12 protein-coding genes and 4 tRNA genes are annotated in these 15,461 nt (G+C 39.8%); all 16 read left to right on the top strand.

Annotation, left to right across the window (positions count from 1 at the left end; genetic code table 11):
* The first annotated feature begins 203 nt into the window (after window positions 1-203).
* Entirely contained in the window at window positions 204-3,626 is a 3,423-nt protein-coding gene (locus M0Q46_04700; GenBank protein ID MCK9582893.1) for a hypothetical protein, read from the top strand.
* 144 nt (window positions 3,627-3,770) lie between these two features.
* Window positions 3,771-4,316 carry a sigma-70 family RNA polymerase sigma factor gene (locus tag M0Q46_04695; protein ID MCK9582892.1) on the top strand — a complete coding sequence of 182 codons (546 nt, stop codon included), beginning with the start codon at window positions 3,771-3,773 and terminating at the stop codon, window positions 4,314-4,316.
* Between the two features lies 1 nt (window position 4,317).
* Window positions 4,318-4,785: a zf-HC2 domain-containing protein gene (locus tag M0Q46_04690; GenBank protein MCK9582891.1), complete on the top strand. Its 468-nt coding sequence runs from the start codon at window positions 4,318-4,320 to the stop codon at window positions 4,783-4,785.
* 84 nt (window positions 4,786-4,869) lie between these two features.
* Window positions 4,870-5,490 carry a periplasmic heavy metal sensor gene (locus tag M0Q46_04685; GenBank protein ID MCK9582890.1) on the top strand — a complete coding sequence of 207 codons (621 nt, stop codon included), beginning with the start codon at window positions 4,870-4,872 and terminating at the stop codon, window positions 5,488-5,490.
* Between the two features lie 97 nt (window positions 5,491-5,587).
* Entirely contained in the window at window positions 5,588-6,835 is a 1,248-nt protein-coding gene (locus tag M0Q46_04680) for a TolC family protein (GenBank protein MCK9582889.1), read from the top strand.
* A gap of 3 nt (window positions 6,836-6,838) precedes the next feature.
* Window positions 6,839-7,789 carry an efflux RND transporter periplasmic adaptor subunit gene (locus M0Q46_04675; protein ID MCK9582888.1) on the top strand — a complete coding sequence of 317 codons (951 nt, stop codon included), beginning with the start codon at window positions 6,839-6,841 and terminating at the stop codon, window positions 7,787-7,789.
* A 5-nt stretch (window positions 7,790-7,794) separates the two neighbouring features.
* Window positions 7,795-9,765 carry an ABC transporter permease gene (locus M0Q46_04670; GenBank protein MCK9582887.1) on the top strand — a complete coding sequence of 657 codons (1,971 nt, stop codon included), beginning with the start codon at window positions 7,795-7,797 and terminating at the stop codon, window positions 9,763-9,765.
* A 355-nt stretch (window positions 9,766-10,120) separates the two neighbouring features.
* On the top strand, window positions 10,121-10,495 hold the full coding sequence (gene crcB / locus M0Q46_04665) for a fluoride efflux transporter CrcB (GenBank protein MCK9582886.1): 375 nt from the start codon (window positions 10,121-10,123) through the stop codon (window positions 10,493-10,495).
* 43 nt (window positions 10,496-10,538) lie between these two features.
* The gene (locus M0Q46_04660) at window positions 10,539-10,868 is read left to right on the top strand and encodes a DUF190 domain-containing protein (protein MCK9582885.1); all 330 of its coding nucleotides are present in this window, start codon (window positions 10,539-10,541) and stop codon (window positions 10,866-10,868) included.
* Between the two features lie 235 nt (window positions 10,869-11,103).
* Window positions 11,104-12,477 carry a DNA repair protein RadA gene (gene radA, locus M0Q46_04655; GenBank protein ID MCK9582884.1) on the top strand — a complete coding sequence of 458 codons (1,374 nt, stop codon included), beginning with the start codon at window positions 11,104-11,106 and terminating at the stop codon, window positions 12,475-12,477.
* 213 nt (window positions 12,478-12,690) lie between these two features.
* A tRNA-Ser gene (locus M0Q46_04650) sits at window positions 12,691-12,781 on the top strand.
* A 271-nt stretch (window positions 12,782-13,052) separates the two neighbouring features.
* On the top strand, window positions 13,053-14,324 hold the full coding sequence (locus M0Q46_04645; GenBank protein ID MCK9582883.1) for a DEAD/DEAH box helicase: 1,272 nt from the start codon (window positions 13,053-13,055) through the stop codon (window positions 14,322-14,324).
* A 558-nt stretch (window positions 14,325-14,882) separates the two neighbouring features.
* Window positions 14,883-14,970: transfer RNA gene (locus M0Q46_04640), tRNA-Tyr, on the top strand.
* A 71-nt stretch (window positions 14,971-15,041) separates the two neighbouring features.
* Window positions 15,042-15,112 (top strand) — tRNA-Gly (locus M0Q46_04635).
* A gap of 116 nt (window positions 15,113-15,228) precedes the next feature.
* Window positions 15,229-15,301: transfer RNA gene (locus M0Q46_04630), tRNA-Thr, on the top strand.
* A gap of 51 nt (window positions 15,302-15,352) precedes the next feature.
* The coding region (locus M0Q46_04625) for a GTP-binding protein (GenBank protein ID MCK9582882.1) at window positions 15,353-15,461 on the top strand (109 nt) is incomplete at its 3' end.

The raw sequence follows: 15,461 nt of genomic DNA, 5'->3' as shown, positions 1-15,461 counted from the left end.
CGTTTATAATATTCCGGGGACACAATACTTAATAAAGTAAAATGTAATAAAACAAATCTATGTCAGTCCATCCTACCTTATAAATGCGAATAAAAAATGATTTTATATTTTACGCAGATTCGGGGTTTTTCAAATTGACTATGTCGTCTTGAACATAGTAAAATGCACCAATCGTTACACACTATTCGGAGGGTTTTTCTAATATGGCTAAGGAAGTTATTAATTTTACAGACAAAAACGGTGTTGTTGCCGCCCAACTTACAAATAAAAATGGTTTAAATATTTCTTTTTTGCAAAATGGCAGTATTTTTTCAATTACCAAAGAAAATATACTAATAAACCAGCTTATGGCGAGCCCGCTTGAAAGCTCGCTTGGGAATATTTACCTTAGAGTTTTGGGCAGTAAAATAAGTTATGTCCCGTTAACCGGCCCTCTTTCTAACTCCAAATTTTCTGTATCTGAAAAAAGCAAAAGTGCCCTCTGGCAAGGCGAAAGCTTTGGCCTGCAATATTCTTGCAAACTTAATTTAGCCGAAAATGATGATTTATGGTTTTGGACAGTTGATGTAAAAAATACCAGCTCAAAAGCATTAACAGTTGATGTGGTTTTTGCACAAGACCTTGGTCTCGGTTCTTTTGGTATGGTGCGTAGTAACGAATCATACACAAGCCAATATATTGACCACGAACCTCTTAAACACCCAAAATTTGGTTTTGTTATGGCAAGCCGTCAGGGGCAAAAGCAGGATAAGGGTTTTCCATGGGTGTTAAATGGTTGCCTTAATGGTGCGGTCGGTTACCTTACCGATGGTTTTCAATTTTTCGGACTTTCATATAAAGAAACAGGTGTGCCAGTAGCACTCACCAAAGAAAAACTTCCAAACCAAAGAATGCAGTATGAATTTGCATTGCCAACACTTCAAAGTAAAAAAATAACACTTGCCCCGGGCAAATCACTCAAGCAAGTTTTTTTCACCGTGTATCAGGACAATCACGCAAAAGCAAATAACATAAAAGACCTTTCATTTGCCTTAAAAGCACAAGCACTTTATAAAAAAATAATTAGAAGTAAAGTTGTTGCGTTAAAAGAAATTTCAGGTTCTGCATCTGTTTTTTCAACCTCACCATTATTTAAATCAGTAAACCTTACACCAGCTGAAATTACAAAATATGTTGGTTCAAAGCACCGCCACGAAGAAAAAGGTCAGTCATTTTTCTGCGATAATAATACGCATGTTGTGCTTAAATCAAAAGAACTTGTTACCGAGCGGCCCCATGGGCACATTATGCGTTCTGGCAGCAGTATTATGCCAAGTGACGATACACTTGCAACAACTTCGTGGATGTACGGTGTATTTAACTCGCATGTAATGATTGGCAACACCAATTTTAATAAGGTTCTCTCTTTCCAGCGCAACGCATTAAACCTGCACCGTTCGTGCGGTCAGAGGGTTTTTGTAAAAACTAATGAGTGTTACGAACTGCTTGGCGTGCCTTCGCTTTTTGAAGTTGGGCTGAATAATTCACGCTGGATTTACAAAAATGCTAAAGGCGAAACAATAATTGTAAAAGCATGGGCATCAATTGATAACCCGGCGTGCTTTCTTGAAATTGAATCCAGCGTGGCAAAAGAATTCCTTGTTACGCACGGAGTGGTGCTTGGCAACAACGACCTTGAACATAGCGGTAGCATAGTTATAAATAAAGAGGGCGTCTGCGTTGAATGTGTGCCTGCAAAATCTGGGTTGTTGTATGAATATTACCCTCAAACGAAGTTTTTTATTGTTTCAAAAGATAAAAAGGCAGTTGCTAATGTTGGCGGTGATGAGCTGCTTTATTCAGACGGTGTTAGGCGCAATGGCGCGTTTGTTGCGTTTAGCACAAAATCAGTTAAAAATTTTTCAATTACAATTACCGGTAATGTGCAATCGGCAAAGAAAGCCGACTTACTTGTTAAAAATTATTCCTCATCAATTGAGAATTATGAAGCTGCAAAAAAATCGGCAGACGTTTTCTGGAGTAATTTACAAAAAGGTATAACGCTTAAGCACAAAGACGAAGGAGTTTCAAAACTTAACGACATAATTCCCTGGTATGTTCACAATGCAATGATACATTTTACAAGCCCACACGGGTTGGAGCAATACAGCGGTGCGGCATGGGGTTTGCGTGATGTTTGCCAAGGCCCCACCGAGTTTTTATGTGCAACACAAAACTACAAAGAACAACGCGAAACAATAAAAATGGTTTTTGAAAACCAGTTTATTAAAAGCGGCGATTGGCCGCAGTGGTTTATGTATGACCGATACGGTAAAATTCGCTCATGCGACAGCCACGGCGATATTATTATGTGGCCGCTGAAAGCTTTGTGCGAGTATATTGAAGCTACAAATGACTTTTCAATTTTAAATGAAAAGGTTTGCTTTGTTGATGATAAAACTTGTGCGCCAATTTCTAAAGTAGAAACTATTACCGAGCATATTGCGCGGGAAATTGCGGTAATAAAAGCAGGTTGTGTAAATGGCACCGCTTTATATCATTACGGCCATGGCGATTGGGAAGATACACTCCAGCCGGCCGAAGCAGATATGCGCGAGCACATGGTTAGCAGTTGGACGGTTGAGCTTTGTTATCAAACACTTTTGCGTTATGAAAAAGTGAACAGAAAAATAGCTAATGCAAAACTTGCCAATGAGCTGAATAATTTTTGCGCAAAAATTAAAACTGATTTTAATAAGTATTTGGTTAAAGACGGAGTTGTGGCAGGGCTTGTTTTCTTTAAAGGTAAAACTCCGCAGTATATGCTTCACCCAAAAGATAATAAAACCGGTGTGCATTACCGTTTGTTGCCAATGACAAGGGGAATGACAAGCAATATGTTCACCCCTGCTCAGGCAAAAGCTCACCACGAAATTGTAAAAAAACATCTTTTATTTCCCGACGGTGTGCGGCTTGTTAATAGGCCAATACCTTATAAAGGCGGTGTTGAGGTTTACTTTAAACGCGCCGAAAGCGCATCAAACTTTGGCCGCGAAATAGGTATGCAGTATGTTCACGCCCACATTCGCTATATTGAAGCAATGTGTGCACTTGGCAAAGCCGATGAGGCATATACAGGACTGCTTACAATTTGCCCAATTACATTGCAAAAAGTTTTTAAAACATCTTTGCCGCGGCAGAACAACGCGTATTTTTCAAGCTCCGATGCGGCATTTGCAGACAGATATGAAGCTGTTAAAAAGTTTGACGATATTAAAAAACTAAAAGTTGGTATTAAAGGCGGCTGGCGTATTTATTCAAGCGGGCCCGGAATTTATTTAAACCAGCTTATATCAAACTTTATAGGTATTCGCAGTTCGTATGAAAATATTTTAATTGACCCGGTAATGCCTAAAAAGCTTAATGGTTTTGAGTTTTATATGTGCCAAAATGGCAAGGGTGTTACTTATAAATATCACATAACAAAAAAAACCACTTCACCTTATAAAATAACCATAAATGCCAAAGAAGTTCCAATAGCCGGTTATACGCAAAACTCATACCGTGCAGGCGGCGCGCTTATAAATAAAAAAGTTTTTGAACAAATGCTTAACCTTAAAGAAAATACGGTGCATGTTTACCTTTAAGAAAATAAGTAGCAAAGTTTTTCACCTCGGTTCTTCCCTTCGTATCCAACACCGTGTAAATCTATTGCAAAATGCGGGTTTAATAATAGAATGTGAAACTTTTTTAAATGCGTTTATGTCTAAATGGTCACCATGGAGATGCTTTTGAGTAACGAACTATCAAACACATCACAAAAACAGCCATTATCTTTTGATGAGCTTTATAAGGAGTTTGCCGGCTTTGTTTACAATGTTGCCCTTAGGATTGCCGCAAACGCAACCGATGCCGAAGAGCTTACGCAAGAGGTTTTTATAACGGTACTTAAAAAAGTGCATACATTTAGCGGTTTATCTTCCATAAAAACCTGGCTTTACAGAGTAACTGTAAACACCACGCTTAATTATTTGAAAAAAAAATCGCGCGGGAGAAAAAAAGAAGTAGAGTTAGACGATACAATTGCTCAAAGTGTTGTAGAGTATAGAGATACACCCGATGACGAAATAAATAAAAGTTTTGCCAGCCAAAAGGTAAATAAATTATTAAAAAGTTTACCGCAAGAGCAAAAGGTGTGCATAGTTTTGCGGGAGCTGGAAGGCCTTAGTTATGAAGAAATATCAAAGGCTGTTGGCGTAAATATAAACACTGTTCGCACGCGCATAAGGCGCGCAAGAGAGGCGCTAATGGTTGCAAACAGCGCTTTGGAGGAATAAAATGAATTGTAAAAAAATTAAAGAACTTCTACTAACCGATTATGCGGATGGGTGCATCAAGGCAAATGATTCAGCTGATTTAAACGAACATCTCTTAGCTTGTGCGCAGTGTAATGCGTATAAGGAGAAGTTGTTTTCAAATGTTATTAACCCATTGAGGGTGCAAGCGCGCGTGCAAGTGCCATCTTATTTGCAGGCAAAGGTTCGCAGTGCGGTATATGTTGAAAGTTCTAAGCGGCATAGCGTGTTTTCTGTTTTTAGTTTCTTGCGCGGCTGGAGAGGTGTTGCCTCAATGTGTGGTTTGTTTATGATTGCTTTGATTTTAATGTACACACCAAATAAAAAAGTAGAAAACATTTCTGACGAGCATATTAATTATCTAACTGAAACTATTTACGGAGAAAGTTTACAAGCAAATACCTCTGAGAGTTTAAACTTTGGAACAGCGGTAGAAACTTATTTATTGTAGCGGTTGTCTAAGGTTGCAAGAAAAGGGTCATCCTGAGTTTAACCCCCTTGGGTGGGAAAATGAAAAATCAAAAGGAGAATGTTCATGAAAGTAAAAGGTTTAGTTGTTGTAGCTTTAATGGCTGCGGTATTGATGTCTGTTCCATCATTTGGGTTTTCAAGTGAAGCCAAAGGCAAATATGGCGAAAGTTCAGTTAAAGGTAATTTTAAAGACCACAAGCAAACCATGCATGATAAAATGGTAAAAGATTTAAATTTAACACCAGCACAGTCAGAGCAGATGAAAGCACACCGTAAAACACAAATGGAGCAGATGAAGCAGTTGAATAAGTCAATGAAAGAAGCTCAAGAGGCATTACGCATTGAGTTGGATAAATCAAACACCGATATGGTAGCGGTAGAAAAACTTACAGGTGATTTAAAGAGTATTGAAGCAAAAAAGATAGATTCAAGAACACAAGGAATTTTAGATGTAAAAAAGACACTTACACCTGATCAATTTGGCAAGATGTGCGAAAAAATGAAAAAAGAATTTAAAAAAATGAAAGGCAAGATGGATGAGGATGGAAAAGATGAAGCAATGGAAGATATGCCGCCACCACCTATGCAAGAACAAGGTATGGACGATGGCAAAGATCACAAAGATATGAAGAACAATATGGACGATAGCAAAAAAGATGAATCAAAAAGTATATCCCCCCATTAACCGAAAATAATAGGTAAACGGGTTGTTTTTTGGTGGTTGTAATGTGGGATAGCTGCTATATGTTTTTGAATTAACATAGTTCTTAAGTGGGGATTAATTGAAAAAAATTTCAGCAGTTTTAATTTGTGTTTTGTTCTTATCAAATGTTTGTTTTGCATCTGAGCCGTTAAGCTGGGATGCGGCCGTAAATTTGGCAAAGGCGCAAAACCCATCGCTTATATCGGCTGAGCAAACAGTTAACAAAGCCGCTCTTGAATATAATAAAACATATTCATCTTTTTTGCCGTCGCTTTCCGCGTCTGCCTCGGCAGGCAAAAGCCAACCTGACAATTCTCCTGTGTCAGATTCGTACAGCTGGGGCCTATCAGGCCAATTGTCGCTGTTTAATGGATTTGGTGACCTTGCACAATTAAGAATTGGCAAAGTGAATTTACTTTTGGCTCAACAAAATCAAAAAAGAAGCGTGTCAGATGTTTTGTATTCTTTGCGCGAGGCATTTGTAAATTTGCTGGCAGCTTCGAAGAATAATAAGTTAGCACAAAGTATTAAAGAACGAAGAGATAAAAACTATGAAATTGTAAAAATTAAGTACTCTGCCGGAACAGAAGATAAGGGTTCTTTGCTGCGTGTTGAGGCCGATAAGTTAAAAGCACAAATAGATGCCGCCCAAGCGTTAAGGCAAATTAATGTTGTAACAGCAGAGCTTTATGCGGTGTTGGGTATGCCGGTAGAAAAATTTGACAGTATGGTTGATGTACAAGGCGAGTTTTTGCTTAATAAAGATATAAAATTACAAGATAATCTTCTTGATTTGGCACACCAAACACCTGAGTATATAAATGCACAATTTGAATACAAAAAAACAAAAGAGCAGGAAATATATTACAAAAGCAAGTTTTTGCCAAAGTTAACTCTGCAGAGTGGTTACTCAAAAAGTGATTCAATTTGGCCTCCAGAAAATGGCAAGTTGAGTTCTTCGTTAAATATCTCGTATGAGTTTTTTAGCGGCGGTTCCAGTATAAATGATATTTATATAGTGGCAAAAGATATTAAAATTGCCCAAGAAAATTTGCGTAAAGTAGAGCAGGAAAAGCTTACAAACCTGCTTTCAGCAAAAGAAACTTACCAAGCCGCGCAAGAAGAGTTGCTTGTGCGCCAAAAGTATTTAGAGGCATCGCAAGAGCAATCAAAAATTATAACTGCAAAGTATATTAACGGCTTGGCAACTTATCAGGACTGGTACACAGTTGAAAACGATTTTATAACTGCGCAAAAGACGCTGCTTAGCTCAAAAACACAAGCCGCAATTGCGCAAGGGCGCTGGATAAATATATTAGGAGAGTAGAAAGTGAAAAAAATCAGAATAGCTTTAATTGCTCTTGTATCATTAGCGCTGGTATTTACTTTATTTTTGTTTTTAAAGCCAAAGGACAAAGAGAACGCTCAAGAGATTATTGAAGTTGTCGTAGGGCCTATTTCGTCGGAGGTTCGCATAAATGGTTCTGTAAGCCCTAGAAATAGATTGGAACTAAAACCACAAATAAGCGGCCGGTTAGATGAAATATTGGTTGTTGAGGGCCAGAAAGTATCAAAAGGCCAGGTGCTTGCCTGGATGAGCAGTTCAGACCGTGCCGCGCTTTTAGACACAGTGCGCTTAAATGGTACCGAAGCATTAAAAGAGTGGGAAGATATTTATAAGCCAACCCCAATAGTTTCTCCGCTTGATGGTTTTGTTATAGCCAGGCAAAAAGAGCCTGGCCAAAGTGTTACCTCAAGTGAGTCGGTGCTGGTGTTGGCAGACCAACTTATAGTGCAGGCAAATGTAGATGAAACTGATTTGCGTTATGTGAAACTTGCGGCAAAAGTTAGCATAACTCTTGACTCTATGCCCGATAAAGAGTTCCCGGGTGTAGTAGAACACATTGACTATGAGGCAACTGTTATAAACAATGTAACCGTTTATGGTGTAAAAATAAAACCAGTTATTGTACCGCAAACTTTCCGTTCGGGTATGAGCGCCACGGTGGAACTTGTTTCCGATAAAAATGATGCCGCGCTATTGTTGCCGTCTGAAGCAGTTATAACAAAGGGCAGTGAAAAGTTTGTTTTGGCGGTTGGTTCAGGTGATAATAAAAGCTATAAACAACGCGTAAAAGTGGGCATATCAGATGACAAAAATGTTGAGATAATTGAAGGGTTGCAAGAAGGCCAAAAGGTTTTTGTAAAAAGTACTCAAGGTGCAAAAGGCAGCAAAAAAAACCAAATGAGAGGCGGCATCGGCAGTATTTTTGGCAAGTAAAAACAATGAGCATAATAGAAATTAAAAATCTTAAAAAAATTTACAAAATGGGCGATACTCAAGTACGCGCTCTTGATGGTGTTTCCCTGTCAATTTCAAAGGGGGAATTTGTTGCTATTATGGGTGCGTCTGGCTCAGGTAAGTCAACACTTTTACACATTATTGGTATTTTAGACAGGCCTACAAGCGGTTCTTATGTGCTTTTAGGTAAAGAAATATCTAAAGCGCAAGACAGCCAGCTGGCTGTCTTAAGAAATAAGTTTTTTGGTTTTATATTTCAAAGTTTCAATCTTTTAGCTCGCCTAAGCGCTGTTGAAAATGTTATGTTGCCATTAATTTATTCTGACGGCGAAAAAAAAGACGATAGTGTTGCCAAAAAGCTTTTAGAAAAAGTGGGGCTTGGCTCAAGATTGTGGCATAAGCCAAAAGAAATGTCAGGTGGACAACAGCAAAGGGTGGCAATAGCAAGGGCGCTTGTAAATAACCCGGAGTTAATACTCGCCGATGAGCCAACTGGTAACCTTGACACAAAGTCGGCTTCTGAAATAATAAACATCTTAAAAGAGTTAAATAAATCCGGTATAACTATTGTAATGGTAACGCATGAACCTGACCTTGCCGCCGCCGCCACACGAGTTATTCGCCTTCAAGACGGTTTAATAATTTCAGATACAAAGCCAGATACAGTCGCAGATACCGAATATAAAACAATAACACCAACTGACTCAAAAAATACTCAAAAGCACAAACTTCTTAAAACATACCGGGTAAAAGAGTATTTTACACAAGCCACTCGGGCACTTTATTCAAATAAAACCCGCACTATGTTATCTATGCTTGGCATTTTAATAGGTGTTACTGGGTTAATTGCAATGCTTGCGCTTGGCACCGGAGCCAAAGAGGCGACAAAAAAACAGATGATGAGCCTTGGCTCAAACCTTCTTATGATTCATTCTGCATCGCACAGCAGGGGAGGCGTAAATTATGAGGCAGGTGCATCTACACGGCTTACGGTTGAAGATGCAATTGCCATAAAAAGTTCAATACCTTCAGTTAGCAAGATTGTTCCTTATGCTAATGGCAGGGTTCAGGCAGTTTATGGAAGTAAAAATGCAAACACAAGGGTTGAAGGCGTAACCCCCGATTACGAGAGTGTTAAAAGCGCTTCGCCATCAAGCGGCAGATTTTTTAGCGAAATTGAAAATACTCAAAGGGCACGCGTGGCAATTTTAGGGCAAACTGTCGCAAAAGCCCTTTTTAATGGCGAAAACCCAATTGGTGAGTTTATAAAAATAAACCGCACCGATTTTCAGGTAATAGGTATTTTGCCCACAAAGGGCTCAAGTGGTTTTCGCGATGAAGATGATAAAATAGTAGTGCCGGTAAACACATCAATGAAGCGGCTTTTTGGTACTGAAAATATTGACAGCATAGAAGCGCAGATTTCTTCGCAAGAAGAAATGGATGAGGCAAGCACCCAGATAAGCGCGTTGCTTGTGCGCCTTCACCGCTTGCCAACAAATGGGGAAGATGCTTTTGATATAAGAAATATGGCAGATATACAAAAAACAGTTAATGCCACAATGAATATTTTTTCAACGCTCCTTGGTTCTGTGGCATTTGTCAGCTTGCTTGTTGGCGGCATTGGCATAATGAACATAATGCTCGTTTCTGTTACCGAACGCACAAAAGAAATTGGTTTAAGAAAAGCCATAGGAGCAAACGAGCGCGACATATTGCTGCAGTTTATGCTGGAGGCTGTTGTGGTTTGTATAATAGGCGGAGTAATAGGAATTTTACTTGGCTCTGGTATTGCCAAAGCCCTATCTGTTTTTGCCGGCTGGACAACAAAAGTATCGCTAAGTTCAATAGTGTTAGCGTTTATTTTCTCCGCGGTAGTTGGTGTTGTTTTTGGAACATGGCCTGCCAAAAAGGCGGCGGCATTAAGCCCGATAGACGCTTTAAGATACGAATAACTTACCTGTTAAGATAAATAATTACTTATATGGTTTTAAATTGCGGGGCTATTCTGCCCCTGCCCACCCTTGGTGAGGTCTAGCCTCGGGCTGACACCCCTGTATCACTTTTCTTTGTATGCCCAAAGAAAAGTAACCAAAAGAAATGCACCCCCGGTGGCTATTCACTCGTATTTTTTTGGTGGCTGCGGAACTCGCCTCGCCACTTTGTGGTGGGCTCAGACAGTCCTCACCGAAAGCTCCAAAAAAACGCTCGTTCATTGTCAGCCAAAGGGGGTTTCGAATAATATTAGTAAAAATATATATTTACTTAGGTGTGGTTGCGTGTGTTATCTAATTGATGTAAAATCCCGCTATGGTAACTTTTATAGAACTAATTATTGGTGGCGCGATTGGCACACTTGCGAGGTATACGCTTGCCGGAGTTGTTTATAAAGGTTTTGGCACATCATTCCCTTACGGTACAATAGTTGTAAACCTTCTTGGTTGTTTTATAATCGGTTTTCTTTCCACAATTGCCGAACAGAAATTTGTTTTGGGTTCAGGTGTTCGCACATTTCTAATGATTGGCTTCTGCGGCGCATTTACAACATTTTCCACATTTATTTTTGAAACAAACGGTTTGATACGCGACGGGGAAGTTATGCGTGCGTTTGTAAATGTGCTCGTAAGCGTTATTGCCGGGTTTATTTTATTCCGCTTGGGTGTGTTGCTGGGCGAAGTAATTTAATTAAAAGCATCATATTCATAAAATTTAAAATACAAGGAAAATTATGAAAACACAAAGCACAGAGAAGCTTTTAAGAATTTTTATAAGTGAAAAAGATAAGCATAACTCCAAACCTCTGTACGAAGAAATTATTCTGCTTGCGAAAAAACATGGTATGACAGGGGCAAGCGCGATAAAAGGTTTTATTGGTTTTGGGGTAAAAAGCCATATACACACGGCAAAACTGCTTGAACTATCTGAAAACCTGCCAATAATAATTGAAATAATAGATAGTGAAGAAAAAATAAATAGTTTCTTACAAGTTTTAGATGGAGTGTTGCAGGACGGTTTAGTAACGCTTGAAAATGTAAATACAATTCGCTATTTAAAATAGTTCACGGCTGTTCGTGTAAATATTATCTTACATATATGCAATCATCTTCCATTTGTGTCATCTCGACAATCGTAGAGAGGAGAGATCTTAATTTAAAGTTAAACTCAAAAAATGAAACAATAAGATACCTCACTTTTGTTCGGTATGACACATAGGAAACAATTTATATTCAAAAAATTAATATCCATGTTTTAATCGTATTGTAGTTAAAACAATTGTTTAGGAAAAACAAACAATGAAAACTTCAAAAATAAAAACAATTTTTCGCTGTCAAAGTTGCGGTTACGCCTCATCAAAGTGGCTTGGCAAATGTAGTGATTGTGGTGAGTGGAACACATTCGTTGAAGAAAAAGAAGTGCCTCCACTTGCATCTGTCGGCCGCCGTGGCGCGCTTACAGATTTTTCGTCAAAAGTTGTAGCATTAGATAAAGTGTCGTCCGAAAATTTTATACGCACGCCAAGTGATATAGCTGAGTTTGACAGAATTCTTGGCGGCGGTGTGGTTAAGGGCTCACTCATTTTACTTGGCGGGCCTCCGGGTATTGGCAAGTCAACACTTATGTTGCAGGCATGCGGTGCACTGTCAAAAAGTGCAAAAGTGCTTTATGTTTCCGGCGAAGAGTCGCTTGCACAGGTAAAAAACCGTGCCGATCGCCTTGGTATAAAATCGTCAAACTTATTGCTTGTTTCTGAAACAAACTTAGAAAATATAATTGATGCACTTAAAAAAAACCTGCCCGAAATTGTTGTAATTGACTCAATTCAAACAACTTTCAGAAATGATATGACAGGCGCCCCTGGTTCTGTGGGCCAAATTCGCGAGTGCACCGCCGAGTTTTTGCGTGCGGCAAAGTCAAAAAATATAACTTTTTTTCTTTTAGGGCATGTAACAAAAGAGGGTGACTTGGCAGGCCCAAGGGTGCTTGAGCATATAGTAGATACCGTGCTTTACTTTGAAACCGAACGCCAACAAATTTATAGAATTTTGCGTTCATATAAAAACCGCTTTGGCCCGACAAGCGAGATAGGCGTGTTTGAAATGACAGGCAACGGGCTTATGGAAGTTAAAAACCCATCGTTAATGTTTTTGGGCGAACGCCATAGCCAAGTGCCAGGTAATGTTGTAGTGCCGACTATGGAAGGAACAAGGCCTCTGATGCTGGAAATTCAAGCACTTGTGGCTCGCAGTAATTTTGGCTTTCCAAAAAGAATGGTAACCGGTTATGACGCAAACCGCCTTACACTAATTATAGCGGTACTTGAAAAACGCGCCGGCCTGCGCCTTGAAGCCAGCGATGTTTTTGTAAATGTGGCAGGCGGTATAAAAATAAAAGAAACAGGCGCCGACTTAGGTATTGCCTGTTCTATTGCTTCTGCGTATAACGGTTTTATACCCGATGCAACGAGTGTGCTAATTGGTGAGGTTGGTCTTGGCGGCGAAGTGCGTTCTGTCGGGCATATTCCTGCGCGCCTTATTGAGGCAGAAAAGCTTGGTTTTTTACGCGCTATAATACCACAAAGCAATATGAAAAACCTTTCTTATAGCGGAAAGTTAAAAGTAATTCCTGTTGACACAATTGAGCAGGCAATAAAAGCTATCAAACAGTAAACTTTTTAGTTTAGTATCTTGCGTGGCCTGAGTTTTAAAATAAGCAATATATAGAAACTGCAAGCAAATTTGCCAGAAAAACTAAATAATGATAAAATGCGCCCTGTAATTTTAATAGGCAAGTTAAGGCAATAAAGAAATTAAATTAGTGTTTTGATATGAATATAGTGCCATGGAAAGGTGGACCGTGTCCACCGAAGCCTTGGCGTAGGTGGAGAGGTCGCATAGTGGCTTAGTGCGCTGGTTTGCTAAACCGGTGTACGGGTGTAAACTCGTACCGAGGGTTCAAATCCCTCCCTCTCCGTTTTTGCTTTGCAAAAAACAGAGAATCGAAAATCAAGAGTCGAAAGTAGACAAGAAAAGATTTTTGATTCAGTCAACTTTCAATTTTCTATTTTCAGATTTTATTTTCAAATCTTGTCAGTTGCTAAAAACTCGCCGAAAAGATTGTCTATGGTAGTTTCTTAGCTTGCCTGCGATTTTATCTCAAATTTCCCATACAATTCCAAATATGCTATAAATAAGCAAAAGTGTATCGTTGCGTTGCACTTTTAAACATTAGGGGAGTTATAAATATGCCAAATACAATCATCAATAAAGAACAACGCAGTTTTGCGGGGCTTGGAATTTCACCAAAAATTCTTGAAATTTTAGGTAAACTTAAATTTACTGTACCAACCCCAATTCAGCTTAAGGCAATACCTGTAGCCACTCAAGGTCATGACCTTATGGGTATAGCCCAAACAGGAACTGGTAAAACATTGGCTTTTGGAATACCAATGTTGCAAAAAATTGTAGAGAAGGGTTGCCGCGGACTTGTGGTTGTTCCAACTAGAGAGCTCGCTATTCAGGTTGAAGAGGCGTTGCGCCCAATTGGAAGATTTTTGGGTCTTAGGGCAGCTGTTATAATTGGTGGAGCGTCAATGTATACGCAGAAACAGGAAATTTCAAAGAAACCACATGTTATAATTGCAACGCCAGGCCGTCTTTATGACCATCTGCAGCATCGCTCGGTGAAGTTAGATCAGTTTAATATTGTTGTTTTAGATGAAGGCGACAGAATGCTTGACATGGGTTTTGAACCGCAAATAAAACAAATACTGCATTTTGTGGCAAAAGAGAAGCAGACAATGCTTTTTTCTGCCACTATGCCTGAAAATATTGTAAAAATAGCAACTTCTTATATGCGTACTCCAGTGCGTATTGAAGTTGCTGTGTCGGGTACAACGGTTGAGCAAATTGAGCAAGAAGTTTATCTTGTTCATCAGGAATCAAAGCGCGATTTGCTCCGCACAATTTTAGCAGAGCATGCGGGCCCTGTTTTGGTTTTTTCGCGTACAAAGCACGGGGCATCAAAGCTTGCCGTGGCTGTAACAGCCATGGGTCATACTGCCGCAGAAATACATTCTGACTTAAATTTATCGCAAAGGCGCAGGGCACTTGAAAGCTTTAAAACTGGTCGTTGCCGTGTGTTAATTGCCACCGATATTGCTGCAAGAGGCATTGATGTTAAAAATATCTCGCTTGTTGTAAATTACGACCTGCCAGATGATATAGAAAACTACACGCACCGTATTGGCCGCACAGGTAGGGCAGGTAAGGTGGGAAAAGCAATTTCATTTGCCACGCCAGACCAACGCCGAGATATTTACAGTATTGAAGAGATGATAAAAAAACGCCTTACGATAAAAGAGCATGCATCTGTCGCGCGTTCGTCAACATCACATACGCACTCAAGTCGCCCTTTTCGTGGCGCCGGCGGTGGTTATGGTACTCCTCGTGCCCCACAAAGAAGAAACTTGCGCGATTTCCCTGCCCGGTTTAGCCGGCCGGCAAATAAAAGATAAAGTTAATAAGATACAAATAAAAAAAGCATGGCAAATATATTTGTCATGCTTTTTCTTATATTTTAACCCGTATTTCACAATAGGTTTGTGCGGTGTTGAACCCGAAGGGAAGAATCGAGGCGAAAGAGACGGAGGCAGTTTTAACATAGGGGGAGCACTTATGTGTTCCACTACTCGGATATCTGTAGAGGAGGGGGTACCACAAAATTGCAGTGAATGGTTATTCTATTTGCAAGGTTTTTGCGCCGCCTCGCTCTTATGAGTGGGCGAGACCTCGCCCAAAGGGCGGGCGGAAAAAATCTCCCGTATCTTCTGGCGACTTCCCGCCCAAGGCGGGCTGTCGTGTGGGCATGCTAAATCCTAACATGCTTTTGCGCCGGTATAATTCGGATCAATGGTCAAAATTTGCGAAAAAAGTTCGTGAACTCTCACAAAGGCCTTTTGTTTGTTTGCCTGTTTTTGTGGAGTTTTTTTTGTTTGACTTTGCTTAATAACTTAATGTATAATTCAACGGACCAAAGAAGTAGAAGGGTCTTTTTTTTTGTGTAAATAATGTTTGGGGGTGTGGCAGAGCGGCCTATCGCACCAGACTGTAAATCTGGCGGACTTACGTCCTTCGGTGGTTCAAATCCATCCGCCCCCACCACATATTAAATTTATTAACATAATAAAATTAGTTGCAAAAGTTCTTTTGAGCCGAAGGCGAGACGCGACATTGCGGGAGTAGCACAATGGTAGTGTTCCAGCCTTCCAAGCTGGCCACGCGGGTTCGATTCCCGTCTCCCGCTTAATGTAAGCAAACTGTAAATAAAATACAAAGTCTCGCCATAGGCGGATGCGATATAAGTTTTGTATAATAATATAAGGGCAATCGTCTACGAAAAAGTCGGCAAAATAGAGATTTGCCCGGATAGCTCAGTTGGTAGAGCACTTCATTGGTAATGAAGAGGTCAGCGGTTCAAACCCGCTTTCGGGCTTATACTAAAAGTCAAAAAAATAAATCAAAAATCATCTGGAGGTAACTAAAAATGGGAAAAGCTAAATTTGACAGGACGAAGCCGCATGTAAACATAGGTACGATAGGGCATGTAGATCACGGCAAAACGACATTGACTGCGGCGATAACGAAAGTATTAA

The sequence above is a fragment of the Endomicrobiales bacterium genome, assembly GCA_023228045.1.
Classification (GTDB): Bacteria; Elusimicrobiota; Endomicrobiia; order Endomicrobiales; family JALOBY01; genus JALOBY01.
The sequence above is the reverse complement of the archived record's forward strand: the minus strand, read 5'-3'. Positions and strand labels throughout refer to the sequence as shown.